This is a genomic window from Sanguibacter sp. A247 (assembly GCF_052324925.1).
Classification (GTDB): domain Bacteria; phylum Actinomycetota; class Actinomycetes; order Actinomycetales; family Cellulomonadaceae; genus Flavimobilis.
In genome coordinates this window covers 78863-103125 of sequence record NZ_JBQPRE010000004.1, presented here as the reverse complement: position 1 = coordinate 103125, position 24263 = coordinate 78863, and the positions used below count along the sequence as shown (strand labels likewise).

Annotated in this window: 19 protein-coding genes and 1 tRNA gene; 5 read left to right on the top strand and 15 right to left on the bottom strand. The window is 71.5% G+C overall.

Annotation, left to right across the window (positions count from 1 at the left end; translation table 11 throughout):
* Positions 1–26 precede the first annotated feature (26 nt).
* The gene (locus ACTVCO_RS10625) at positions 27–1025 is read left to right on the top strand and encodes a Gfo/Idh/MocA family protein (RefSeq protein ID WP_443728399.1); all 999 of its coding nucleotides are present in this window, start codon (positions 27–29) and stop codon (positions 1023–1025) included.
* Between the two features lie 101 nt (positions 1026–1126).
* On the opposite strand, the gene ppdK is transcribed toward ACTVCO_RS10625, so the two are convergent.
* The gene (gene ppdK / locus ACTVCO_RS10620) at positions 1127–3835 is read right to left on the bottom strand and encodes a pyruvate, phosphate dikinase (RefSeq protein WP_443728398.1); all 2709 of its coding nucleotides are present in this window, start codon (positions 3833–3835) and stop codon (positions 1127–1129) included.
* 255 nt (positions 3836–4090) lie between these two features.
* Positions 4091–4600 (bottom strand): lipocalin family protein, encoded by a 510-nt coding sequence (locus tag ACTVCO_RS10615; RefSeq protein WP_443728397.1) that lies wholly within the window; start codon positions 4598–4600, stop codon positions 4091–4093.
* A 255-nt stretch (positions 4601–4855) separates the two neighbouring features.
* On the opposite strand from ACTVCO_RS10615, the gene ACTVCO_RS10610 reads away from it, so the two are divergent.
* Complete coding sequence (locus tag ACTVCO_RS10610; RefSeq protein ID WP_443728396.1) at positions 4856–5335, top strand: hypothetical protein; 480 nt, start codon at positions 4856–4858, stop codon at positions 5333–5335.
* Positions 5336–5359: 24 nt separating this feature from the next.
* On the opposite strand, the gene ACTVCO_RS10605 is transcribed toward ACTVCO_RS10610, so the two are convergent.
* Positions 5360–6127, bottom strand: coding sequence for a DUF4232 domain-containing protein (locus ACTVCO_RS10605; protein ID WP_443728395.1), 768 nt, complete (start codon positions 6125–6127; stop codon positions 5360–5362).
* A 140-nt stretch (positions 6128–6267) separates the two neighbouring features.
* On the opposite strand from ACTVCO_RS10605, the gene ACTVCO_RS10600 reads away from it, so the two are divergent.
* Positions 6268–8670 (top strand): glycoside hydrolase family 9 protein, encoded by a 2403-nt coding sequence (locus tag ACTVCO_RS10600; protein WP_443728394.1) that lies wholly within the window; start codon positions 6268–6270, stop codon positions 8668–8670.
* 70 nt (positions 8671–8740) lie between these two features.
* Here the strand turns inward: ACTVCO_RS10600 and ACTVCO_RS10595 are convergent.
* From ACTVCO_RS10595 to ACTVCO_RS10540, 12 genes are all read right to left on the bottom strand, one after another.
* Positions 8741–8813, bottom strand: a tRNA-Ala gene (locus ACTVCO_RS10595).
* Between the two features lie 47 nt (positions 8814–8860).
* Complete coding sequence (locus ACTVCO_RS10590; protein WP_443728393.1) at positions 8861–9538, bottom strand: histidine phosphatase family protein; 678 nt, start codon at positions 9536–9538, stop codon at positions 8861–8863.
* Positions 9535–9945 carry a ribosome silencing factor gene (gene rsfS / locus ACTVCO_RS10585; RefSeq protein ID WP_443728392.1) on the bottom strand — a complete coding sequence of 137 codons (411 nt, stop codon included), beginning with the start codon at positions 9943–9945 and terminating at the stop codon, positions 9535–9537. The genes ACTVCO_RS10590 and rsfS overlap by 4 nt, the downstream gene beginning before the upstream one ends.
* A 44-nt stretch (positions 9946–9989) precedes the next feature.
* On the bottom strand, positions 9990–11345 hold the full coding sequence (locus ACTVCO_RS10580) for a hypothetical protein (RefSeq protein WP_443728391.1): 1356 nt from the start codon (positions 11343–11345) through the stop codon (positions 9990–9992).
* Entirely contained in the window at positions 11342–11941 is a 600-nt protein-coding gene (nadD, locus tag ACTVCO_RS10575; protein WP_443728390.1) for a nicotinate-nucleotide adenylyltransferase, read from the bottom strand. Before nadD ends, ACTVCO_RS10580 begins: the two co-directional genes overlap by 4 nt.
* 35 nt (positions 11942–11976) lie before the next feature.
* Complete coding sequence (locus ACTVCO_RS10570) at positions 11977–12126, bottom strand: hypothetical protein (RefSeq protein ID WP_443728389.1); 150 nt, start codon at positions 12124–12126, stop codon at positions 11977–11979.
* Between the two features lie 153 nt (positions 12127–12279).
* Complete coding sequence (locus ACTVCO_RS10565; RefSeq protein WP_443728388.1) at positions 12280–13575, bottom strand: glutamate-5-semialdehyde dehydrogenase; 1296 nt, start codon at positions 13573–13575, stop codon at positions 12280–12282.
* A gap of 90 nt (positions 13576–13665) precedes the next feature.
* A complete protein-coding gene (gene proB / locus ACTVCO_RS10560; protein WP_443728387.1) occupies positions 13666–14823 on the bottom strand; it encodes a glutamate 5-kinase in 1158 nt (385 codons plus the stop codon).
* Between the two features lie 60 nt (positions 14824–14883).
* Positions 14884–16425 carry a GTPase ObgE gene (gene obgE, locus ACTVCO_RS10555; protein ID WP_443728386.1) on the bottom strand — a complete coding sequence of 514 codons (1542 nt, stop codon included), beginning with the start codon at positions 16423–16425 and terminating at the stop codon, positions 14884–14886.
* Between the two features lie 154 nt (positions 16426–16579).
* Positions 16580–16834 (bottom strand): 50S ribosomal protein L27, encoded by a 255-nt coding sequence (gene rpmA, locus ACTVCO_RS10550; protein WP_102507885.1) that lies wholly within the window; start codon positions 16832–16834, stop codon positions 16580–16582.
* Between the two features lie 73 nt (positions 16835–16907).
* Positions 16908–17216 carry a 50S ribosomal protein L21 gene (rplU, locus tag ACTVCO_RS10545; RefSeq protein ID WP_443728476.1) on the bottom strand — a complete coding sequence of 103 codons (309 nt, stop codon included), beginning with the start codon at positions 17214–17216 and terminating at the stop codon, positions 16908–16910.
* A 322-nt stretch (positions 17217–17538) separates the two neighbouring features.
* Positions 17539–21210 carry an Rne/Rng family ribonuclease gene (locus ACTVCO_RS10540; RefSeq protein ID WP_443728385.1) on the bottom strand — a complete coding sequence of 1224 codons (3672 nt, stop codon included), beginning with the start codon at positions 21208–21210 and terminating at the stop codon, positions 17539–17541.
* A 446-nt stretch (positions 21211–21656) separates the two neighbouring features.
* Here ACTVCO_RS10540 and ACTVCO_RS10535 point away from each other — a divergent pair, with 446 nt between their 5' ends.
* Together ACTVCO_RS10535 and cydB are read left to right on the top strand one after the other, a co-directional pair.
* A complete protein-coding gene (locus ACTVCO_RS10535; protein ID WP_443728384.1) occupies positions 21657–23198 on the top strand; it encodes a cytochrome ubiquinol oxidase subunit I in 1542 nt (513 codons plus the stop codon).
* A gap of 28 nt (positions 23199–23226) precedes the next feature.
* Positions 23227–24261, top strand: a complete 1035-nt coding sequence (gene cydB / locus ACTVCO_RS10530; RefSeq protein ID WP_443728383.1) for a cytochrome d ubiquinol oxidase subunit II — start codon at positions 23227–23229, stop codon at positions 24259–24261.
* Positions 24262–24263: the final 2 nt, after the last annotated feature.

Sequence of the window (24263 nt, the reverse complement as noted above, 5' to 3'; positions counted from 1 at the left end):
GTCGCGTTCCCCGATAGCGTGTGCGCATGAACGCACCTCTCACTCACGTCCGCTGGGGCATCATCGGCGTCGGCGATGTCACCGAACACAAGTCGGGCCCTGGTTTCCAGAAGGCCGAGCGGTCCTCCCTCGTCGCCGTCATGCGCCGCGACGGCGCGAAGGCCGCCGACTACGCGGCCCGTCACGGCGTGCCCCGCTGGTACGACGACGCTGACGCGCTCATCAACGACCCCGAGGTCGACGCGGTGTACATCGCGACGCCTCCCGGCTCGCACGCGGACTACGCGATCCGGGTCGCTGCCGCGGGCAAGCCGGTCTACGTCGAGAAGCCGATGGCGCGCACGGGCGAGGAGTGCCGCGCGATGATCGAGGCGTGCGACGCCGCGGGCGTCCCGCTCTTCGTCGCGTACTACCGCCGCGCCATGCCTCGCTTCAGGGTCGTGGAGGACCTCGTGCGTTCGGGCGAGATCGGCGAGGTGCGCACGGTGTCGGTGCGGAACGTCGGCCCTCGCGCGCGGGTCGAGCCGGGCAGCGAGGCGCCGTGGCGCTTGCAGCCGGAGCTCTCGGGCGGCGGCCTGTTCGTCGACCTCGGTTCGCACGCGCTCGACTGGCTCGACCACCTGCTCGGCCCGGTCGAGGAGGTGCACGGCATCGCGACGAACGTCACGGGCGACTCCGCTGCCGAGGACCACGTCGTGGCGACGTTCCGGTGGGCGTCGGGCGCCGTGGGAACGGGCACGTGGGCGTACGACGCCGACGAGCACGCCGACGAGATCGCGATCCACGGGACGCGCGGCTCGGTGCGCTTCCCGTGCTTCGGCGAGGCTCCGATCCGCGTCCGCGTCGACGGCGCGGACCGCGAGATCCAGGCGTCCTACCCCGAGCACGTGCAGCAGCCGCTCATCCAGCTGATCGTCGACGAGCTCACGGGTCAGGGTGAGTCCCCGAGCACGGGCCGGTCCGCACTGCGCACGTCCGCCGTCATCGACGAGGTGCTTGCCGGGTACCGCGCGGCTCACGCGTAACCCACGCCGACGGGCCTGCACGCTGGATGCGTGCAGGCCCGTCGGTGTGCGGGGGTCCCGCACCCGTGAGCTGATCGTCCCCTCAGCCCACAAACCTCACCTCACGCGGTGGACTCGCTCCCCGCCTCGACCGCGGCGCGGGCCGCCTCGAGGCGCGCGACGGGCACACGGAACGGTGAGCACGAGACGTAGTCGAGCCCGGCCGACTGGAAGAACCGGATCGACTCCGGGTCCCCGCCGTGCTCGCCACACACGCCGATCTTGAGGTCCGGCTTCGTCGACCGACCACCCTCGACCCCGACTCTCACGAGTGCACCGACGCCGACGGCATCGATCGTCTCGAACGGGGAGATCGTGAGGACACCGTTGTCGAGGTAGTCGTGGAAGAACGCGCCCTCCACGTCGTCGCGCGAGAGCCCCCACGTCGTCTGCGTGAGGTCGTTCGTCCCGAACGAGAAGAAGTCCGCCTCCTCGGCGATGCGATGCGCGGTGAGCGCTGCCCGTGGCAGCTCGATCATGCACCCGACGGGTAGGTCGAGCAGCTGTCCCGCCGCACGCCCGACCTCCGTGAGGATCCCGAGCGCCTCGTCGCGCACGAGCTGGAGCTCCCGCACCGAGCCAACGAGCGGCACCATGATCTCGGGCCGCGGGTCGCGGCCCCGCTCGCGCAGCTCGACGGTCGCCTCAGCCACCGCTCGGATCTGCAGCGCGAACAGCCCCGGGATCTTCAGGCCGAGGCGCACGCCCCGCAGGCCGAGCATCGGGTTCTGCTCGTGCATCCGGCTCACGGCCGCAAGGAGCTTGACGTCGTGGGGGTCGGCGCCGCCGTCGCGCTCCGCGAGCGCGACCCGCACCGAGAGCTCGGTGAGGTCGGGCAAGAACTCGTGCAGCGGCGGATCGATGAGGCGGATCGTCGTGGGCAGCCCGTCCATCGCCTCGAGCAGCCCGACGAAGTCGCCGCGCTGCATGGGCAGGAGCTCGGTGAGCGCGGCTTCACGCTCGGCATCCGTCTCCGCGAGGACGACCGCTTCGACGAAGTGCCGACGTTCACCGAGGAACTGGTGCTCGGTGCGGCACAGGCCGATCCCTTCCGCGCCGCGGGCGCGGGCACGCAGCGCGTCGTCGGCCGAGTCGGCATTCGCGCGCACCCCCATGGTGCGCACGGCGTCAGCGTGATCGAGGACGCGATCGACAGCCGTCACAAGCTCGCGGGTCGCGTCGTCGGGCGCTGCCTCGAGGCCCGCCTCGAGACCGTCGGAGAGGTAGCGCATGACGGGCGAGTCCATGACGGGCACATCGCCGAGGAAGACCTCGCCCGTGGACCCGTCGATCGCGATGACGTCCCCGGGCCGCAGGATGCGGTCGTCGACCCGGACCTCCTGCCGGGCGACGTCGACGTCGAGCTTCTCGGCGCCCACGACCGCGCAGATGCCCATGCCGCGGGCGACGACGGCGGCGTGGGACGTCTTGCCGCCGCGCGCCGTGAGGATGCCTGCCGCGGCGATCATGCCCGGCAGGTCGTCGGGGTTGGTCTCGCGGCGGACGAGGATCACCGAGACGCCCTCGGCCGCACGGGCCTCGGCCTGCGCGTTGTCGAGGACGATCTCACCGACGGCGGCGCCCGGTGAGGCGGCCATGGCGTGCGTGAGGAGCGTCGTTGCCCCCGACCGGTCGAACTGCGGGAACATCAGCTGTGTCAGCTGCTCCCCCGTCGTACGGGAGATCGCCTCGTCCATCGTGATGAGGTGCTCGTCGACGAGCTGGGTCGCGACCCGGAACGCGGCGGCCGCCGTGCGCTTGCCGACACGGGTCTGCAGGAGCCAGAGCTTGCCGCGCTCGATCGTGAACTCGATGTCGCACAGGTCGCGGTAGTGCGTCTCGAGCTTGCGCATCGCGGCGAGGAGCTCGCGGTAGGACACGGGGTCGATCTCTTCCAGGCGGGCGAGAGGGTAGGTGTTGCGGATCCCCGCGACGACGTCCTCGCCTTGCGCGTTGGGAAGGTAGTCGCCGTAGACGCCGCTGTGCCCGGTGGCGGGGTCGCGCGTGAAGCACACGCCGGTCCCGGAGTCGTCGCCGAGGTTGCCGAAGACCATGGTGCAGACGTTGACGGCCGTGCCGAGGTCGTCCGGGATGCGCTCGCGACGACGGTAGAGGCGCGCACGTTCGGTGTTCCACGAGTTGAGGACCGCTTCGATCGCGAGGTCGAGCTGCTCCCTGGGGTGCTGGGGGAACTCGCGGCCCGTGCGGTCGAGGACGATCGCCTTGTACGTGGCGACGAGCCGCCTGAGGTCGTCGGCCGTGAGATCGACGTCGCTCGCCGCACCGCGCTCCTCCTTGAGCGCGTCGAGAGCGTCGGCGAAGAGGTCGCCGTCGAGGCCGAGAACGGTGCGGCCGAACATCTGGATGAGCCTGCGGTAGGAGTCCCACGCGAAGCGTTCGTCCCCCGCGAGCTGTGCGAGCCCGCGCACGGACGCGTCGTTGAGCCCGACGTTGAGCACCGTCTCCATCATTCCGGGCATCGAGAACTTCGCGCCAGATCTCACGGAGACGAGCAGCGGATCGCGGACGTCACCGAGCTGGCGTCCGAGCGCGTCCTCGATCTCTCGGATTCCCATGGTCACCTCGACCCGCAGCTCGGGTGGGACGACGCCGTCGCGCATATAGGCGCGGCACGCCTCGGTCGTGATGGTGAATCCGGGCGGGACGGGTAGGCCGATCTTCACCATCTCGGCGAGGTTCGCGCCCTTGCCGCCGAGCAGGTCTTTGTCGTCCTTGCCGCCCTCGGCGAACCGGTGTACGTACGTGGCCATGCCAACCTCCCACGTCGGGGGGCGCGCCCTTGCGCCCCGCACGGACGGCGTCGGTGTGCGATGACCGGAGTCAGGTGCGAGCGGTGCCGTCCATCTTCCTAGGGTTCATGCATATCGGCATGTCAGGCCGGGAACGTAGTCCCTTGGTCCCGTCCGGCAGCGCCGTGCAGCTCCGGGGGCCTCACCTGGTGCGTCGTCGCGTCCCGCGGCGCGACGGCACGCGGGAGGGGACGGCTCGCGGGACGCGACCTCCGGTCACCCGGCGGCCGCGAGCTGCTCGTCCGTCACTCGACCGCCCGACTGCGGTGTGCGGATCCAGGGGCCGAGGTCGAAGCCCTGCTCCTCGGCAGTCGCACGATAGGCCGCTTCGATGGCGCCATCGATGTGCGGTGCGCGTGCGAGCAGCCACAGGTACGCGTGGTCGGGGGTTCCGACGAGCGCCGTCGTGTAGGCGTCATCGATGCGCAGGACCCAGTAGTCGGCGCTCGTCCACGGGATCCAGCGCAGGCCCGTCGGCAGGAACGTCACCTCAAGCTGGCCGGGTCGAGCGTCGTCCGGGGTCGCCTGTCCGAGGGCCTGCGTGGGGTCGCCCTGTGCGTCGAGGCACCTGTTGTCGACCCGCACGTGACCGTCAGGCTCGAGCGAGTACTCCGCGGTGACGTCGCGGGACGCGTCGTCCTCATGCTTCATGGGCAACCGACCGATCTCGTACCACAGGCCGAGGTAACGCTCGAGGTCGAGAGTCGTCACGGGCGTGACATCCATGGTGTGCTCCGTTCGTCGGTGGACCTCCAACGTCGCACGGACGCATGGTGCGCGCATGTGCGAGGACGGTCCGGCCTCCCCGTCGGAGGATCCGGGCGGCTCGGCGGGGTGAGATCGCGGTCGCAGGGCGTCGAACGTCGGTGGCTGGCGCTACCGTCTGAGGCACGACGGATCAGGCCGTCGTGGCACCGCGCCAGGCAGGCCGTGGCACACGGCTGCGGCTCGTCGCCGACGTGAGAGCTCAGGGGGACACACATGAGGAACAGCGGGATGGTGGGGCGGCTTGTGTCTCCCTCGGGGGCAGAGTTCGGGCTGGTTCCCGTCCCGGATCCGCGCCGGCTGTCTGCGGGCCCTGACGGGATGCTTCTCGTCGACATCGAGGTGCTCACGTCGCACAAGCTCGTCTGCTACCTCGGCCGCAAGGTCCCCTCGCGCGCGGTGGCACGGCTCGCGGACGCGTACCTCCTCGCGTCCCAGACCTTCGAGGCTGGTTCACCCGTTCCGTCCGTCGAGATCCCCGAGGCCGGCGTGACGATCACGCTCACCGTGACGCCTGAGGGCACGGTTGTGCTCGAGTCCGCGGTCGTGACAGTTCTCGGTGACGGCGTCCCCGAGACCGATCGGCTCGTCTGCGAGGTGACGCGCCCCAGCCTCGTCTCGACGGCCGGCCAGCTGCGCGCGTTCCTGGACTCGCTCACCGTGCCCACCTCCGCGGGGGAACGCCCGGCGCGGTAGCGGTCCGCTCCCGGACGGGCCGCGTCAGGGTGACGTCGTGCGCGCAAGCAGGGCGAACGGACCGATGCGTACCGTGGTCGACATGCCGATGTCGAAGCCGGCGTCAGGCTCTCCCGGTGCCCCGTCGGGGGCGATGACGATCGCGACGGGCGTGGTCTCGGCAGCCATCTGCACGACCGCGAGGGCCAAGCGCTCCGACGCGGCTCCTGCGAGCTCGCCCGTCCACTCGAGGTTGGCGACCGCGTGCTCGCCCGGGGCGAGGCGCACGGGGTCCTGCGTCGCGTCAGGGTTCACCGGGTCGCGCTGCTCGAGCGCCCACTGGAACGTCGAGCCCCAGGCGCCGCGTCCTCCGAGTCCCGGGTACCCGACGAGCTCGCAGGGCCCGCCACCGGTGTTCTCGACGGTGAGCACGCCGAAGCGGTGCCCGAGCGCTGCGTCGACGAACCTCAGGTGGGCGTCGACCTCCGTGCATGTCGCCGCGGTCGTGGCTCCGGTCGCGGGCAGCCGCACGAGGGCGAGCAGCTGCTCGGGCGAGAGCGCATCGGCGGGCACCGGCGCGGGTCCGTCACCGGGCTCGTCCCACCCCGGCGGCAGGTCCTCCTCGGAGGGGCCCGACGTGCTGCCCGGCGCCGCGGGCGCAGACACCGTGGCCGGGGCGGTCTCGGGGGACGACGCGTCGGCGTCGATCGGCGCGCATGCCGTGACCGCGGCCGTGGCTGCGCCCGCGATCACGACGAGCATGACGAGGGTGGTCGCGGGCGTGGCGGAGATGCGCGCAGGGGTGATTCTCACGCGCCGAGCCTACGCGCAGGGGCGGGCGAGAGGAGTCGGCGTCGGCGTCGGGCGGTGGGTGCGGCTTGACGCCCACGACACCGTGGGCGAGACTGCCCACGACGCTTGGAAGCGCTCCCACACCGGCCGTGGAGGACATCGTGGTCACCACCTCGCGCGCAGCGCGCGCCGTCGCCGCAGCACTCGGGCTCACGCTCGCGCTCGCCGCGTGCAGCCCCGCCGACGACACCCCAGCCCCGACCGCCGTCGCGACGCACGAGCCGAGCCCCTCGGCGAGCACCGCGACACAGGTCGCGGAGGCCCGGACAGGCCCCGAGCTCCTCCCCCACCCATCGTTCGCCGACGGCCTCGGCCCGTGGACGCTCTACGGGACGGACGCCGCACCCACGCAGCGCGACGGCGCGACATGCATCGACCTGCCGGGCGGCGCGGCCAACCCGTGGGACGTCGGCCTGACGTTCAACGGCCTCGCGGTCGAGGCGGGCACGGCCTACCGGCTCGCACTCACCGCGAGCGCCGAGCCCGCGACGACCGTGCGCGTCGTCGTCGGCGAAGCGACGGGCGCCTACCGGACCGCGACCGAGTCCTTCGAGGCGCTCACGCCCGAGGCGACGCGCAGCGAACACGACTTCGCGGCCGCGCTCGCCCTCTCCGCCACCGACGGCGACGTCGGCCAGGTCGCGCTCCAGCTCGGCACATCCGCACCGTTCACCTTCTGCATCTCGGAGGCATCCTTGTCCACGTACGACGGCTCCACCGGCACGCCCGACGAGACGACGCGGGTTCGCGTCAACCAGGTCGGCTACCCGACGTTCGCGGACAAGGTCGCCACGCTCGTGACCGACGCGACCGAGGCCGTGCCGTGGACCCTGGACCGTGACGGTGCGGTCGTCGCCGAGGGCACGTCGGTGCCGCGCGGAACCGACGCGTCGGCGGGCCTCGCGGTCCACACGATCGACTTCTCGGGCACGACGGCGGCCGGGGCCGGCTACACGCTCACGGCGGACGGCGCGACGAGCGACCCGTTCGCGATCGGTGCCGACCTCTACGACGCGCTGCGCGTCGACTCCCTCAGCTTCTTCTACCCCCAGCGCTCGGGCACGCCGATCGACGGCGCTGTCGCCGGCGAGGCCTACGCCCGCAAGGCTGGGCACACAGGCGAGAGCCCCAACCGCGGCGACACGGACGTCGCGTGCCTGCCCGCGGGGACGCTCGAGCTCGACGGCCGCGACATGTACGACGGCTGGACGTGCGAGCGGAGGGTCGACGTGTCGGGCGGCTGGTACGACGCCGGTGACCACGGCAAGTACGTCGTCAACGGCGGCATCTCCGTCGGGCAGCTCATGAGCACGTACGAGCGCGCGTTGCACGCGCCCACGGGTGACGCGGACGCGCTCGGGGACGGGACGCTGCGCGTGCCGGAGCACGGTGACGGCGTGCCCGACGTCCTCTCGGAGGCGCGCTGGGAGCTCGAGTGGATGCTCAGGATGCAGGTGCCGGCCGGCGAGGACCTCGCGGGCATGGTCCACCACAAGCTGCACGACGACGCATGGACGGGCATCCCGCTCATGCCGGCCGACGACGACCGCATGCGCTACCTCCACCGGCCCTCGACCGCGGCAACCCTCAACCTCGCGGCCGTGGCCGCGCAGGGCGCGCGCCTCTTCAAGCCCTTCGACGCGGCGTTCGCCGCTCGCCTCCTCGACGCAGCGACGACGGCGTGGCAGGCCGCACAGCGCACCCCGGACCTCTTCGCACCCAACACAAACCTCCACCCTGCCCCGGGCGGCGGCCCCTACGACGACACCGAGCTCGACGACGAGCGCTACTGGGCCGCGGTCGAGCTCTTCCTCACGACCGGTGACGACTCCTACGCGACGGCGCTGCGCGCCAACCCCTTCCACGTGGGCGGGGGCGCCGAGGCGTTCGGGACGGCGGCCTTCGACTGGGGCCACGTCGGCGCCTATGCGCGGATCCAGCTCGCCACCGTGCCCAACGATCTGCCGGGCCTCGCCGCGGTGCGTGAGTCCGTCGTCACGGCCGCCGACGCGACCCTCGCGCGACAGGCGACGCAGCCGTTCGGCACCGCGTACGTGCCCGAGTCTGGACGCTACGACTGGGGCTCGAACGGGCTTCTGCTCAACAACCTCGCGGTGCTCGCTGCGGCCTTCGACCTCACGGGCGAGGCGCGGTTCCGCCAGGGAGTCTTCACGGGCCTCGACCACCTCCTGGGGCGCAACGCCATGGGCCTGTCCTACGTCACGGGGCACGGGACACGCACGGCGCAGAACCAGCACTCGCGCTGGTACGCGGCGCAGGCCGACCCCTCGCTCCCCCACCCGCCTGCGGGAACCGTCTCGGGCGGCCCCAACTCGGACGTCCCCGACCCCGTCTCAGCGTCGCTCGCGGGCTGCGCTCCCCAGCAGTGCTACATCGACGACATCGGCGCGTGGGGCGTCAACGAGCTGACGATCAACTGGAACTCGGCGCTCGCCTACGTCGCGTCGTTCGCGGCCGACCAGGGCGACGCGCAGGCCCGCTGAGGCAACCGCTCGGCCACCGCCCAGCGGGAACGTCGAAGGCCCGGACCGTATGGTCCGGGCCTTCGTCCGGTGGAGCTGAGGGGATTCGAACCCCTGACCCCCTGCATGCCATGCAGGTGCGCTACCAGCTGCGCCACAGCCCCGTGAAAGTCACCTTCCGCGTGACCCACCGTGGTGGGCCTCGGTAAGTCTACGCAGAGCCTTGCCGAGAAATCCAATCGGGCCCCGAGGTCCATTCGTCACGCGAGAAGGAGGCTCCGACGTCGTACCGCACGAGCCGCCACGCGGGTGTCGCGCCGGCTCCTCCGGCGCGCAGCTCCGCCCAGTGCACGTTCGTGAGGCCGACGATCCCACGCCACGCGTCGACGTCGAGGCCGAGCAGCGCGGTCGTTCCCGTCGAGATCGCGGCGCCGTGTGAGACGACGCACAGCACGTCGTCACGCGTGAGTCCTGCCGCGTGCTCGTCGACCGCCTCGACGAAACGGTCGGCGACGGCACGACGTGGCTCGGCGCCGTCGACGGGCTCGCCGCCGTGACGCCACGCCGTGTATTCGTCGGGCCATCCCTCACGCATCTCGGCGGCCGTCAGCCCCTCCCAGGGGCCGAATCCGCGCTCGCGCACGCGCGCGTCGAGCGTCACGGGCACGCCCGCCGCCTCGCCGAGCACCGCTGCGGTGTCTGCGGCCCGGACGAGGTCGGACGCGACGATGCGCGTCACGCGGTGCGTGGCGGCGAGTGCGGCCGCGCCCTGTCCGGCCTGCCACCGGCCGACGTCGTCGAGCGGGATGTCGACCTGCCCCTGCAGCCGACCTTCAGCGTTGTACGCCGTCCGGCCGTGCCGCAGCAGCAGGATCGTTCCGGCTCTCATGCCTGCGGGGCGTCCTGCTCCGCGGAGTCACCGGCGGGAGCACCGTGGAGGTCGGCGGGCAGCTCGACGACCGGGCAGTCCTTCCAGAGCCGCTCGAGCGAGTAGTACACGCGGTCCTCAGCGTGCTGCACGTGAGCGATGACCTCGCCGAAGTCGAGGAGGATCCACCGGGCTTCGGTGCGGCCCTCGCGGCGGACGAGCTTCGAGCCGGCCTTGTGCATGGCCTCCTCGATCGCGTCGCTGATCGCGGTGACCTGGCGTTCGTTGCTCGCGGAAGCGATGAGGAAGACGTCGGTGAGCACGAGCTGCTCGGAGACGTCGAGGGCGATGATCTCTTCGGCCTTGAGGTCGCCAGCCGCGCGGGCGGCGACGACGGCAAGGTCAAGGGCACGCTGGGTGGCGGGCACGGTTCTCCTCGTGAGAGTGGTCGGTTGACACACCAGTATGACGGTCAGAGCATCCCGGGTGCGCGCGAATACACCGTGACGGCGGCGACAGGACCGCTCGCCTCCGGGGTCGTCTCCTGTGCGCGAGCCTCCAGGAGGAGCCACACAAGGACACCGAGCAGCAGGCCGACCGCGACGAGAATGATGATCTGCGGCCAGGACAACCCGAAGAGGGCGTCCGGCTCGGGCGCGGAGGCGTCGTCGGTGGGGTCCTCGACCGTGCTGGGCTGAGGTGCCTCGGCGAGGACCTGACCCCACGCGGGCCTGAGCGGAGCCTCGGGTCCCCCTGCTCCCGCAGCTCCCGCTGCTCCCGCCTCGACGGGGCGCGCACCGAGGGGGCCGGCCCCGCTCGGGGGGAACGCCGGGGGCACGTCAGGGGTCGCGACCGGAATCGATCCGGCTCCCGTGACCGGGCCCCACGGAGTCGACCGTCCGTCGGGCGCGTGGTCGGGCGCCAGCGCGGGAATCTGCGCGGGTATCTGCGCAGGCGTACCGGCCGGAGCGACGGTCGGCGCCGGAGCAGCGATCCGCTGGCGCGTCGCGTCCTCGCCCGGTGCCCATGCGCTCGGCGCCGACGGCGCGCTTGCGAGCGACGTCCGCTGCGGCTGGGCCGGGGCTGCCGACTGCGGCGTCACGCCGCCCGACGGGTTGACCGGGCTCGTCACCCCTGCCGAGGCCCGTGCGGCCGCAACCCGCACACCGAGCCGCGCGGGCGCGGCGCCCTGAGCGGCACCCGGAGCAGCGCCCGCAGCTTCACGACGACGGACCTCCGGCGCGTGGGGCCTCTCAGCCCGGGCTGCCGCGGGGTGGGCCGTCGGCGGCGGGGTCGCGGGTGCGGCGGCCACCGTGCGGTCTGCCTGGACGACGCGGCCCGTCTGCTCCATCCGGCCGGCCTGCTGCCCGCGGTCCGTGTGGTCGACCGGTCGGACGGGGGTGATCCGCCCGGTGGGGTCGACGGTGCGCACAGCCCCCGTCACCGAGGGGGGAACGACCATGGGAGCCTGCCGGGCCCGCGGCGCAGGCTCGACGTCAGGGACGTGCTGGACCGAACGTCGCGTCGGCGCTGGCTCTGCGACCGGAACGCGAGGAGCGGGGGCGCGCTGCGGCAGCTGGGGCTCGGAGGTACGGGCCCACGTCGGTGTCGCAGCGGCGCCCGCCTGTCGCGCAGGCTGCTGCGCGGGCTGCTGCGCGGGCTGCTGCGTCTCGGCCTGGCGCAGCGGAGGCCGTTCGCCAGCCTGCTCGGCACGTGCCCGTGCCTCGGCCTGCAGCGCGCGTTCGCGCGCCTCACGATCGGCGATCTCACGCATCTGACGACGCGTGAGGGGCGCTCCGGCTGACATGGGCTGCTCCGGGGTAGTCATGACTGATCCACGTAGAGACGGTGCTTCTGAATGTGTTGGACGACGCCGTCGGGCACGAGGTACCAGACGGGCCGTCCTTCGCGGGCGCGCTCACGGCAGTCCGTCGACGAGATCGCGAGCGCGGGGATCTCGACCGCGCTCACACGCGAGGCGTCGAGGCCCTCGAGCTCGAGCACGTGACCCGGGCGCGTGACAGCGACGAAGTGCGCGAGCTCGAAGAGCTCGTCGACGTCCTTCCACGACGTGATCTGCGCGATCGCGTCGGCTCCCGAGATGAAGAAGAGGTCAGCATCGGGTCGCTGAGCGTGCAGGTCGCGCAGCGTGTCGATCGTGTAGGTGAGGCCGGGCCGGTCGATGTCGACGCGGCTCACCGTGAAACGCGGGTTCGAGGCAGTGGCGACGACCGTCATGAGGTACCGGTGCTCGGGCTCGGTCACGCGGACGTCCTGCTTGAACGTCGGGCGACCCGTCGGGACGAAGACGACTTCGTCGAGCTCGAAACGCGAGGCGACCTCGCTCGCGGCAACGAGGTGTCCGTTGTGCACGGGGTCAAAGGTGCCACCCATGACCCCGAGCCGAACCCGCCGTGCCGTCATCGTCTGCGCTCTCCCCGTGTCGCTTCGCTCTCAGATCAGTGGCGGGTGCCCGAGCTCTTGAAAGCGAAGGTCACGAGGAGCAGTGCGAGCAGCGCAGCCAGAGTGAGCAGCCCATAGGCGATCGGAGGGATCGGCAGCTCGGTGACGACTGTCGACTCCGAAGCGCGGAGCACGGACGCGATCATGGAAGGACCTCCTGGTCGGATGCGGTCGTCAGGCGCTCCTCGAAGGAGCCGCCACGAGTGGTAAGTCTCTCACGGGGACGGTGCCGGGTGAACCCGCCTCGGGCGTGTCGCGGGCCCTGTCCCCAGGACCTCCACGACCCCCTCAGCCTTCTCTCAGGGACGGGTCTGACCCTCGCCCTCGACGACCCATTTCGTGGTCGTCAGCTCGGCCAGTCCCATCGGTCCGCGCGCGTGAAGCTTCTGCGTCGAGATCCCTAGCTCGGCACCCAGGCCGAACTGCCCGCCGTCGGTGAACCGCGTCGAGGCGTTGACGTTGACGACCGCAGAGTCCACCTCGGCGACGAAGCGCTCCGAGTGGCGCAGGTCGTTCGTGAGAATCGCCTCGGTGTGGCCGCTCGACCACGTCTGGACGTGTGCGATCGCGGCGTCGATGTCGGGAACGACGCGCACAGCGAGCTCGGGCGCGAGGTACTCGGTCGCCCAGTCCTCGTCGGTCGCCGCGATGACCTCGACGCCCTGAGGCGCGAGCGCCTGCGTCGCATCGTCGCCGTGCAGGACGCAGCCGGCCGACGCGAGCGCGTCGAGAGCGCGCGGCAGGAACGCCTGCGCAGCACCCTCGTGGACGAGAAGCGTCTCGACCGCGTTGCACACGCCCACGCGCTGCAGCTTGGAGTTGAGGAGGATCGCGAGCGCGTCGTCGAGGTCTGCGCTCTCGTCGACGACGAGGTGACAGTTGCCGACACCCGTCTCGATGACGGGAACGACCGACTCCGCGACGACCGTGCGGATGAGGTTCGCTCCCCCGCGCGGCACGAGCACGTCCACGAGCCCGCGCGCCCGCATGAGGGCGACGCCGCCCGGGCGACCGTAGCGATCGATCGACTGCACGAGGTCGCGCGGCAGGCCCGCGGACTCGAGCGCGCGTCCCAGGACGTCAACGATGACCTCGTTCGAGGAGGCTGCCGCCGAGCCGCCGCGGAGGATGACGGCATTGCCGCTCTTGAGCGCGAGACCAGCTGCGTCAACGGTGACGTTGGGACGCGCCTCGTAGATCATGCCGACGACGCCCATGGGCACGCGCAGCTGCCGCAGGCGCAGACCGTTGGGCAGGGTCCAGCCGCGCACGAGCTCCCCTACCGGGTCGGGCAGGGCCGCGAGCTCGCGCAGCGCGTCCGCGATCGCGGCGATCCGCGCGGGGTCGAGGGCGAGTCGGTCGAGGAGCCCGGGCTCCATGCCGGCGGCCCGGCCACGCTCGAGGTCGTCCGCGTTCGCGGTGACGATCTCAGCGGCCGCGGTGACGAGGGCGTCGGCCATCGTGTGGAGCGCCGCGTCCTTGACAGCGCGCGTCGCGTTCGCGAGGACGCGCGAGGCGACCTTCGCCCGGCGCGCTGCATCCTGGACGGCGTTCGTCACGTCGTCAGCGGTCGGGGCCTGCACGTCGGTCGTCATGCGGCCTGAGGGTAGTCCTCGCACGACGCGAGGTCACCCCGGGTCCGGGGTGCGGACGGCGCAGGTCCGGCGTCGTCGACGCTGCGCGCGTCAGACCGCGCGAACGGGCCGACGGCGCACGAGCACGAGGTCGTCGCGGTGGATGACCGTGCGGTCGTAGCCCACACCGAACTTCTCTCGGAGCTCGACCGTCGTCCGGCCGAGGAGCGAGGGCAGCTCCCCCGAGTCGAAGCTCACGATGCCGCGCGCCAGCACCTTCGAGTCAGAGGCGACGACGTCGACGACGTCACCCGCCGAGAAGTCGCCCTCGACGGCCGTGATGCCCGCCGCGAGCAGAGATGCCTTGCCTCCGAGGACCGCGCGCGCCGCGCCGTCGTCGAGCACGAGCCGACCGTGCGTGCGAGCCGCGTGCGCAAGCCACAGGCTGCGCGCCGTGCCCCGTTCGCCGAACGCCGAGAACCACGTCCCCGTGTCCTGGCCCGTGAGCGCGCCCTCGGCGTGGGCCGCGCTCGTGAGCACGACGGGAACCCCCGCGCTCGTCGCCGTGCGCACCGAGTCGAGCTTGGTGAGCATCCCGCCCGTGCCCACAGAGCTGCCACGCCCCGTCACCTCGATGCCCGCGAGGTCCTCGGCCGAGTGCACCTCGGCGATCCGGCGAGCGCCCGGCCGTGAGGGCGGCGCGTCGTAGAGTCCGTCGACGTCCGTGAGCAGGACCATCGCGTCGGCCCGCACGAGGTGCGAGACGAGCGCGGCGAGACGGTCGTTGTCGCCGAACCGCAGCTCGTCGGTCGTGAGCGCGTCGTTCTCGTTGATGATGGGCACGACGCCGAGGTCGAGCAGTCGCTCGAGCGCGCGCTGGGCGTTGCGGTAGCGCGCCCGACGGATGGTGTCGTCAGCCGTGAGCAACAGCTGGCCGACGCGCAGGCCGTGGGCTGCGAACGCCTCGGTGTAGCGCGCGACGAGCAGGCCCTGGCCGACGGATGCCGCAGCCTGAGCCGTTGCCACGTCCCTCGGCCGGGCCGTGAGCCCGAGCGGGGCGAGCCCCGCGGCCACGGCACCCGAGGTGACGAGCACGATCTCGACCCCGGCCCGACGGCGACGCGCCACCACCTCGACGAGCTGCTGCAGCGCATCGACCGAGAGATGACCGTCCGCACGCGTGAGCGAGGACGAACCGATCTTCACGACGACGCGACGTGCCGTGGCAATCGCGGAGCGCCCCTCGGCGCCCTCAACAGGGTGGTTCACGTCCACATCATCCCTTGGCCTCGCACGCGAACGTCGCTGCGTCCACGGTGCGGCGTCGCGTCAGTTCTCCTCGGGCGCGCCACTCGAGTCGTCGTCAACCGTCCAGTGCCCGGCCTCACGCTCGGTCCACAGCTCTGCGCGGGCCTCGGCCTTCGCATCCATGCGGTCCTTGTACTGCTCGCGCTTCTGCGCGCGCGTCGAGCGTGCCGTCTCCTCAAGACGCAGGTCCGTCCCGCGCGGGCCGGTGAGCAGCTCGGCGCCCGCCATGAGGGTGGGCTCCCAGTCGAAGACGACCGCGCGGTCCCCCTCACCGATGACGACCTCGGCACCTGCCACGGCGCCGGCCTTGAAGAGCTTGTTCTCGACACCCAGCTTCGCGAGCCGGTCGGCGAGGAAGCCGACGGCCTCGTCGTTCGTGAAGTCCGTCTGGCGCACCCAGCGCTCGGGCTTGGAGCCTCGCACCTGGAAGTACTCGGTCGGGCCCGAGCCGTGGCGCGTCACCGTGAAGCCGTCCTCGTCGACGCCCTTGGGGCGCAGGACGGTGCGGGCGGGCGCGGCGGCGGGCTCGGCGGCCCGCGCCTCGGCGACGAGCTCTGCGAGCGCGAACGTCAGCGGACGCAGGCCCTCGTGGCTCGCGGTCGAGATCTCGAGCACCTTGAGACCGCGGGCCTCGAGGTCGGACTTGACGAAGTCCGCGAGCTCGCGGGCCTCGGGCACGTCGATCTTGTTGAGGACGACGATGCGGGGGCGCTCGTTGAGCGGGAGGCGGAAGCCGTCGATGCCGAGGTCTCCCGCGTACGCGTCGAGCTCTGCCTCGATCGTCTCGAAGTCGCTGATGGGGTCGCGCCCGGGCTCGAGGGTCGCGCAGTCGAGCACGTGCACGAGGACCGCGCAGCGCTCGACGTGCCGCAGAAACTCCAGGCCGAGGCCCTTGCCCTCGCTCGCCCCGGGGATGAGCCCAGGAACGTCAGCGACCGTGAAGCGTGCGTCGCCCGCCTGGACGACGCCGAGGTTGGGGACGAGCGTCGTGAACGGGTAGTCCGCGATCTTGGGCCGCGCGGCCGAGATGGCTGCGACGAGCGAGGACTTGCCTGCGCTCGGGAACCCGACGAGCGCGACGTCGGCGATCGACTTGAGCTCGAGCACGACCGACGTCTCGTCGCCCGGCTCCCCGAGGAGCGCGAAGCCCGGCGCCTTGCGCTTGGCCGAGGCGAGCTTGAAGTTGCCGAGGCCACCCTTGCCGCCCTCGGCGACCGTGTACTCGGCGCCTGCGCCTACGAGGTCCGCGAGGATCTCGCCGTCGGACGTCTTGACGACGGTGCCGTCCGGCACGCGCAGGACGAGGTCCTCGCCGTTGGCGCCCCACCGGTAGTCACCCATGCCCATCGTGCCCTTGTCGGCACGACGGTGCGGCGAGTGATGGTACTCGAGGAGAGTCGTCACCTGCGGGTCGACGACGAGACGCACCGAGCCGCCGTCCCCGCCGTTGCCGCCGTCGGGGCCGGCGAGCGGCTTGAACTTCTCGCGGCGGATCGACGCGCAGCCGTTGCCGCCGTCACCGCCGAAGGCATGGAGCACGACACGGTCGACGAAGCTGGCCATGGTGGGGTTCCTCTCGGGTGGGCGGTGACGGATGGGGACGCCGCGGCGCGGAGGCCGAAGGCGGGTCCGACGCCACGGCCCCAGGGCCGGTCGTCGGGAACGCCGAGAGGGGCGCACCACATGGTGCGCCCCTCTCGGTCATGAGCGTGGAGGCTCAGGCAGCCTCGACGATGTCGATGACCTTGCGGCCACGACGCGTGCCGAACTGCACCGCGCCGGCCTCGAGGGCGAAGAGGGTGTCGTCCTTGCCACGACCGACGTTGACGCCGGGGTGGAAGTGGGTGCCGCGCTGGCGCACGATGATCTCGCCGGCCTTGACGACCTGGCCACCGAAGCGCTTGACACCGAGACGCTGAGCGTTGGAGTCACGACCGTTGCGCGAGGAGCTCGCGCCCTTCTTATGTGCCATGACGGCAACCTACCTATCTGATGGAGAACGGAGTGTCTTCACACCTGACGGGCTCGCGCCCGCCGAGGCGACGTCACTTGATGCCGGTGACCTTGAGGCGCGTGAGGGCCTGGCGGTGGCCGATGCGCTTGCGGTAGCCGGTCTTGTTCTTGTACTTGAGGATGTTGATCTTCGGGCCCTTCTCGTCCCGAACGATCTCTGCCGTAACGGTCACCTTGGCCAGAGCCTCAGAGTCCGTCGTCACCGTCTCACCGTCCACAAGAAGGAGGACGGGCAGCTGAACGGTCTCGCCGGCGTTACCAGCAAGACGGTCGACGACGACGACGTCGCCCACAGAAACCTTCTCCTGGCGGCCACCGGCCTTGACGATCGCGTACACCACGTTGCTGCTCATCTCTCTTAGGTCTTCTCGGCGTGCTCGTGAACCGGAGAGATCCGGGAGCACACGGGGAACGGCGCGACTCGATACGCACCGACGTTCAAAGATACGGATTCCCAGGCTGCTGGTCAAATGCCACAGCCCCGGTGGGCGCACGTCACACCGCGCACCAGCCTCCGCGTGCGGCCCTGCTCGATGCCGCCTTTCCAGGGGCAACGTCCTAGCAGGACCACGATCATGCTGTCCGACGGCGTGGCGCGCTGTCTGCACGCCACGCCGCCGCACGGGCATCGTGTTGATCGTCACACGACGATCAGCATCACTGTCAGCTGAGATCCTCGCGACGCACCTGGGCGAGCTCGGCGAGCACATCGAGACGCGGACGCGCCTCCTGCTCCGCCGGGGCCTCGTCCGCAGGCGCGGCCGTCTCACGGTCCGCTGCGCGGCCGCTCGCCGTCGCCCGGCGCGAGCCACGGCCGCGAGCGGCACGGGGCTTCGTCGCGGGCTCAGGCAGGTCGAGAACGATCTCGTCGGCAGGCGCGGGGGCAGGGGCCACCGCGTCCGCGTCGACCGTGGAGTCGGCGACGTCGGCCTGGGCAGGCTTCGTCGACGACTTCGCGGACGACCTCGATCCCGACCTCGCCGAGCTCCGTGCAGGAGCCTTCGCCGGGGCGTCAGCGTCACTGTCGGACTCGCCTGCGACCACGGGGTCGCCGACCGTCGGGGCGTCATCCGTGGGGCTCTCGCCCTTCGAAGCCTCGCCCTTCGGAGCCTCGTCCGCGGTCGGTGCGTCGTCGCCGTGCGCGTGCGCCGCGGCTGCGGCGATCGCTGCGAGCGTCGCCGTCACCTCGGCACGCGCGGCCGGGAGGACAGGAACCGCAGGTGTTGTCGACGTTCCGTTGGCCTCAGCAGCCGCGGGGGCCGCCTCGTCCTTGGAGGCGCCGCCACGCTTGCGTCGCGAGCGCTTCGACTCGCCCTGTCCCTGCTCCGCCGACTGCTGCGAGCCCTGGCCACCGTTGTTGCCCGAGCCCTTCTCGATCGGGTCGGCGTGAACGATGAAGCCGCGGCCGTGGCAGTGCTCGCACGTCGTCGAGAACGCCTCGACGAGGCCCTGCCCGACGCGCTTGCGGGTCATCTGGACGAGCCCGAGCGACGTGACCTCGGCGACCTGGTGCTTCGTGCGGTCGCGGCCGAGGCACTCGACCAGACGACGCAGCACGAGGTCACGGTTGGACTCGAGCACCATGTCGATGAAGTCGATGACGATGATGCCGCCGATGTCCCGCAGCCGGAGCTGGCGGACGATCTCTTCGGCTGCCTCGAGGTTGTTGCGCGTCACGGTCTCTTCGAGCGTGCCGCCCGAGCCCGTGAACTTGCCCGTGTTGACGTCGACCACGGTCATGGCCTCGGTGCGGTCGATGACGAGCGACCCGCCCGAGGGCAGCCAGACCTTGCGGTCCATGCCCTTGGCGAGCTGCTCGTCGATGCGGTGGCTCGCGAAGACGTCGCGCTCCTGCGTCCAACGGGTCACGCGCTCGGCGAGGTCGGGTGCGAGGTCGCCCACGTAGGTCGAGATCGCGTCCCAGGCGCCCGATCCCTGCACGACGAGCGAGGAGAAGTCGTCGTTGAAGATGTCGCGCACGACACGGATCGCCATGTCCGGCTCACCCTGGAGCAGGACGGGGGCATTGCCGCTCTTCGACTTCTTCTCGATCTTCTCCCACTGCTCCTGCAAGCGGGCGATGTCGGCGCGGAGCTCGTCCTCGCTCGCGCCCTCCGCAGCCGTGCGGACGATGACGCCCGCAGAGTCCGGGACGAGCTCGCGCAGGAGCTTCTTGAGGCGTGCGCGCTCGGTGTCGGGAAGCTTGCGAGAGATACCCGTCATGCCGCCGCCGGGGACGTAGACGAGGTACCGGCCCGCGAGGGTGATCTGCGACGTGAGGCGCGCACCCTTGTGGCCGATCGGGTCCTTCGTCACCTGGACGAGCACCGGGTCGCCCGACTTGAGCGCCTGTTCGATACGACGCGGCTGGCCCTCGAGGCCCGCGGCGTCCCAGTTGACCTCGCCCGCGTACAGCACGGCGTTGCGGCCCTTGCCGACGTCGATGAAGGCGGCCTCCATGCTCGGCAGCACGTTCTGGACGCGGCCGAGGTAGACGTTGCCGACCATCGAGGCCTGCTCGGCCTGCGAGACGTAGTGCTCGACGAGCACGCCGTCCTCGAGGACCGCGATCTGCGTACGACCGTCCTTCTCGCGGACGATCATCGAACGCTCGACGGCCTCGCGACGCGCAAGGAACTCGGCCTCGGTGATGATCTGGCGGCGACGACCCGCATCGCGGCCCTCGCGGCGACGCTGGCGCTTGGCCTCGAGCCGCGTCGAACCCTTGAGAGCAGTGACCTCGTCGGACGAGGTCGAGGCGCGACGCTGGCGCGGCTCGCTCTCGCCGCTGTCACCCGAGCGACGACGACGGCGACGGCGACGGCTCGAGGTGCCCTCGTCCCCGGCGTCGGAGTCGTCGGCGGAGTCCTGTGCGGCCTCGTCCGACTGCTCCGAGGAGTCGTCGTCAGCCGACGCGGACTCCTCGGACTCGTCCGAGTGCTCGGAGTCGTTGCCCTGGCCCGAGCCAGAGCCCGAACGACGGCGGCCACGGCCGCCGCGGCGACGGCGACGGCGCGGGGCGCCGTTGTCGTCCGCGGAGTCGTCGTTCGAGTCCTCGTCCGACTCGTCGTCCTCCGCGACCTCGACCTCGGTCGTCTCATCGGTCTCGGCGTCGAGCTCGAGAACGTCGGCCTGCAGCTCATCGGCCTCGTCGGCGTCCTCGTCCGCGGGCGTCTCGTCGACGACGGATGCGGCGGCGGGAGCCTGCGCACGACGACGGCGCGACGTCGCCTTCGACGCGTCGGGCGCCTGGAACAGGAGAGCCGTCATCGGCAGACGCGTCGCCGGAGCAGCCGTCTCGACCTCGTCGGAGGTCTCCGTGCTGGACGCAGCGTCGTCAGTCGTCGGGGCGGGCGCAGCAGCGGTCGAACGGGTCGAGCGGCGCGAGCGCGAACGCGGCGCGGCCGGAGCCTCGTCCGCAGCCGCGGCTGCGGGCTCGGCGGCCTTCTCGGCGGTCTGGGCCTCAGCGGCCTGTGCCTCGGCGGCCTGAGCCTCCGTGGCGCGAGCCTCGGCGGCCAAGGCTGCCGCGGAGGGAGCGCCCGCGGGTCGTCCGGCGGCACGGCGGGTCCGACGCGCGGGAGCGGTCCCGGAGGGCGTCTCGGCGGCAGGAGCTGCGTCGGCGGACGGTGCCGCCTCGGCTGCGGAGTCGGGAGCGACGGTCGCGGAGGTGACCGTCTCAGCGGCAGGCGACTCGGCCACGGGAGCCGAGGCCTTCGGCGCGCGCGTGCTCTTCGAGCGGCCGCGCCCTGCAGGCTTGTCAGCAGGGGCCTCGGCGGGTGCCTCGCCCTGCGGTGCAGCAGCCTCGGCCTGCGGTGCAGCGGCCTCGGGAGCGGCTGTCGCACGGGTCGTGCGACGACGCGCCGTGCGCGCCGGAGCCTTCGTCGCCTCGGCGTCGGCCGCCGGAGCGTCGGAGGACCCGTTCGTGGCGCCGGCCTCGGCCATCGCAGCGTCAAGCGTCTGAGCGACGCCGTCAGCCGGACCGGAGGCGCGCCCGGCACGGCGGCGCGTCGTGGCGGCGGGTGTGCTTGAGGCGTCGGGCGCGCTCGAGGCGTCGGCGACCAGTGCCTCGGCGGCGGGAGCCTCGTCCGAGGCGGTCTTCTTCGTGGCGCGCGAGCGTGAGGAGGCGGCGCGGCGCGGCGCGGGAGCCTCGTCGGCGTTCGCCGCGGCGGGCGTTGCCGCCTTCGCCGGAGCGGCCTGCGGCGCTCCCGTGTCGGTCACGACCGTCACGTTCGGGTCTGCTGCGCCAGGAGCCGCAGTCGTGCGGGTCGCACGGCGGCGCGTCCGCGGCGCAGGAGCCGATGAGGATCCGGTCGTCGCGTCGTTGTCGAGAGTCATGGGTACTCCACACCCCGGGCCCCGTCCGCACCCACGGCCCCGTGGCAGTCGGCCGTCGCTCGGCGGGAAGAACCCGACCGGCGACGGAAGTCGTCGATGACGGCGCGGCGCACGCCCCGCGGCGCGCCGCCCAAGAACTGGACGGCTGCGGACCGCGCTTCCGGACCCGGTGGGCTACGCGCCGCCGGCATGGATGCCAGGGCGTCGGTTCCGCAGGACCGGAGCGGCTGCTGCGCGCTCGTCGCGACGCCCCGGTGCGCGGGACGTCACTGGCCCAAGTATCACACAGAGATAACGACAACGACGGTCGACCCGCCCGATCTCCACCCACCCGGGACGTAGGTCCCGTGACACGGATCTGGCGGCCTCTAGGTTCGTCTTGACACGACACGGCGTCATGTCGGGCGCGTCAAACCCTCCCCTGCACCTCGACCGTGGAGCCCCCGGTGGAAGCCCTTGACCTCGCACGATGGCAGTTCGGTGTCATCACCGTCTACCACTTCATCTTCGTCCCGCTGACGATCGGGCTCGCCCCCATCGTCGCGGGACTGCAGACCGCCTGGGTCCGCACGGGCAACGAGAAGTGGCTGCGTCTCACCAAGTTCTTCGGCAAGCTCCTCCTCATCAACTTCGCCCTCGGCGTCGTCACGGGGATCGTGCAGGAGTTCCAGTTCGGCATGAACTGGTCGGAGTACTCGCGCTTCGTCGGCGACGTCTTTGGCGCCCCGCTCGCGATGGAGGCCCTCGCAGCCTTCTTCGTCGAGTCGACATTCCTCGGCCTCTGGATCTTCGGCTGGGGACGGCTCTCGAAGAAGCTCCACCTCGCGTGCATCTGGGCCGTCGCGATCGCGACGAACCTGTCCGCCTACTTCATCCTCGCGGCCAACTCCTGGATGCAGCACCCCGTCGGCACGATCTACAACCCTGAGACGGGACGAGCTGAGCTCGTCGACATCTGGGCCGTGCTCACCAACTCCACCGTGCTCGCGGCATTCCCGCACACGATCACCGCCGCATTCCTCACCGCGGGCACCTTCGTCGTCGGCATCTGCGCCTGGTGGATGGTGCGGCTCGTCCGGTCAAAGAAGCCCGACAACGTCGCGCTCGCCCGCTCGACCTACCGCTCCGGCCTCCGCATCGGCGCGTGGGTCATGCTCGTGGCCGGGATCGGCGTCGCGCTCTCGGGACACACGCAGGCCCAGCTGATGTTCGAGCAGCAGCCCGCCAAGATGGCCGCCGCCGAGGGCCTGTGCGAGACCGAGGAAGGCGCCGGGTTCTCGATCCTCACGATCGGCAACCTCGAAGGCGACTGCTCGTCGGTCACGCACGTCCTCCAGCTGCCCGGCCTCACGTCGTTCCTCGCGACCAACACGTTCGACGCGACGATCAAGGGAACCGAGGACCTCCAGAAGGAGATGGCCGCACGCCACGGCGCAACACGGGGCGAGCATGCCAAGCTCAACGGCCTGCCTGTCCCGACCGACGGCACGGCCGACGAGCCGCTCAACTACATCCCCAACCTCGCGATCACCTACTGGTCCTTCCGTCTCATGATCGGCTTCGGCGCGTTCTCCGCCGCGCTGGCGATCGGGGCCCTGTGGTGGACCCGCAAGGGCGCAGTGACCGACAACGTCTGGTTCTCGCGCCTCGGGCTCGTCGCGCTGCCGGCGCCGTTCCTCGCGTCAGCCTTCGGCTGGATCTTCACCGAGATGGGCCGCCAGCCCTGGGCCGTCTACCCGAACCCCACCCCGTCGGGCGTCGACGGCGTGTGGATGATGACGTGGCGCGGTGTCTCCACCGTCGCGGGCCCCGGCACGGTTCTCACCTCGCTCGTCGCGCTCACGGTCGTCTACGGCGTGCTCGCCGTCATCTGGTTCGTGCTCATGCGCCGCTACGCGGTCGAAGGCGTCCCCCTCGTCGTGCACGACGAGTCCCCCGAAGCCCGCACGGACGACGACGCGGACGCACCGCTGTCGTTCGCCTACTGAGACTCGACCTCGCCAAGGAGAGACCGCCATGCTTCCCGAGCTCTGGTTCGCGCTCATCGCCGTCCTGTGGGCCGGCTACCTCATCCTCGAGGGCTTCGACTTCGGCGTCGGCATGCTCCTGCCCGTCCTCGGCAGGAACGACAAGGAGCGCCGCGTCATCATCAACACGATCGGCCCCGTCTGGGACGGCAACGAGGTATGGCTGCTCACCGCAGGAGGCGCAACCTTCGCCGCCTTCCCCGAGTGGTACGCGACGCTCTTCAGCGGCTTCTACCTGCCGCTGCTGCTCATCCTCCTCGCCCTCATCGTCCGCGGGGTCGCGTTCGAGTACCGCGGCAAGATCGCCGACGCACGCTGGGCCGCATGGGCCGACCGCGGCATCATCACCGGCTCGTGGGTGCCCTCGATCCTCTGGGGCGTCGCCTTCGCAAACCTCGTCGCAGGCGTCGAGCTCGACTCGCGCCACGAGCTCGTCGGCGGGCTCTTCTCCCTGCTCACGCCGTTCACGCTGCTCGGCGGTCTCGTGACGCTCAGCCTCTTCCTCCTGCACGGCGCGGTCTTCCTCGCGCTCAAGACCGACGGCGACCTGCGCGTCCGAGCCGGCGCGCTCGCCCGCCGGCTCTCGCTCGCGGCGACCGTCATCGCGGGCGGCTGGGCCGTGTGGGCGCAGCTCGCGTACTCGGTCACGTGGACGTGGGCGGCCGTCGCACTCGCGGCCGCGAGCCTCGTCGGCACGACCGTCGCAACCCGCAAAGACCGTGAGGGCTGGGCCTTCCTGCTCTCGACCCTCACGCTGCTCGCGGCCGTCGTCCTCATCTTCGGATCGATGTTCCCCGACGTCATGCCCGCACTCGACCCGGCCAACTCGCTCACGATCCACAACGCGAGCTCGACGGACTACACGCTCACCGTCATGACGTGGGTCGCGGCCTTCCTCGTGCCCGTCGTCCTGCTCTACCAAGGCTGGACGTACTGGGTCTTCAAGAAGCGCCTCACGGTCGAGCACATCCCCGAACCCATCGGGCTCACGCTCACCAAGACCGACGACATGACGCTCGGCTGACG

Excerpts from the sequence above, each read along its gene's own strand:
- ACTVCO_RS10580 (WP_443728391.1), bottom strand. The coding sequence starts at position 11,345 with ATGACTACCCCGGAGCAGCCCATGTCAGCCGGAGCGCCCCTCACGCGT.
- cydB (WP_443728383.1), top strand. The coding sequence starts at position 23,227 with ATGCTTCCCGAGCTCTGGTTCGCGCTCATCGCCGTCCTGTGGGCCGGC.
- nadD (WP_443728390.1), bottom strand. The coding sequence starts at position 11,941 with ATGACGGCACGGCGGGTTCGGCTCGGGGTCATGGGTGGCACCTTTGAC.
- ACTVCO_RS10615 (WP_443728397.1), bottom strand. The coding sequence starts at position 4,600 with ATGGATGTCACGCCCGTGACGACTCTCGACCTCGAGCGTTACCTCGGC.
- ACTVCO_RS10625 (WP_443728399.1), top strand. The coding sequence starts at position 27 with ATGAACGCACCTCTCACTCACGTCCGCTGGGGCATCATCGGCGTCGGC.
- ACTVCO_RS10540 (WP_443728385.1), bottom strand. The coding sequence starts at position 21,210 with ATGACTCTCGACAACGACGCGACGACCGGATCCTCATCGGCTCCTGCG.
- ACTVCO_RS10565 (WP_443728388.1), bottom strand. The coding sequence starts at position 13,575 with ATGACGACCGACGTGCAGGCCCCGACCGCTGACGACGTGACGAACGCC.
- ACTVCO_RS10590 (WP_443728393.1), bottom strand. The coding sequence starts at position 9,538 with ATGAGAGCCGGAACGATCCTGCTGCTGCGGCACGGCCGGACGGCGTAC.
- ACTVCO_RS10570 (WP_443728389.1), bottom strand. The coding sequence starts at position 12,126 with ATGATCGCGTCCGTGCTCCGCGCTTCGGAGTCGACAGTCGTCACCGAG.
- rpmA (WP_102507885.1), bottom strand. The coding sequence starts at position 16,834 with ATGGCACATAAGAAGGGCGCGAGCTCCTCGCGCAACGGTCGTGACTCC.
- ACTVCO_RS10610 (WP_443728396.1), top strand. The coding sequence starts at position 4,856 with ATGAGGAACAGCGGGATGGTGGGGCGGCTTGTGTCTCCCTCGGGGGCA.
- obgE (WP_443728386.1), bottom strand. The coding sequence starts at position 16,425 with ATGGCCAGCTTCGTCGACCGTGTCGTGCTCCATGCCTTCGGCGGTGAC.
- ppdK (WP_443728398.1), bottom strand. The coding sequence starts at position 3,835 with ATGGCCACGTACGTACACCGGTTCGCCGAGGGCGGCAAGGACGACAAA.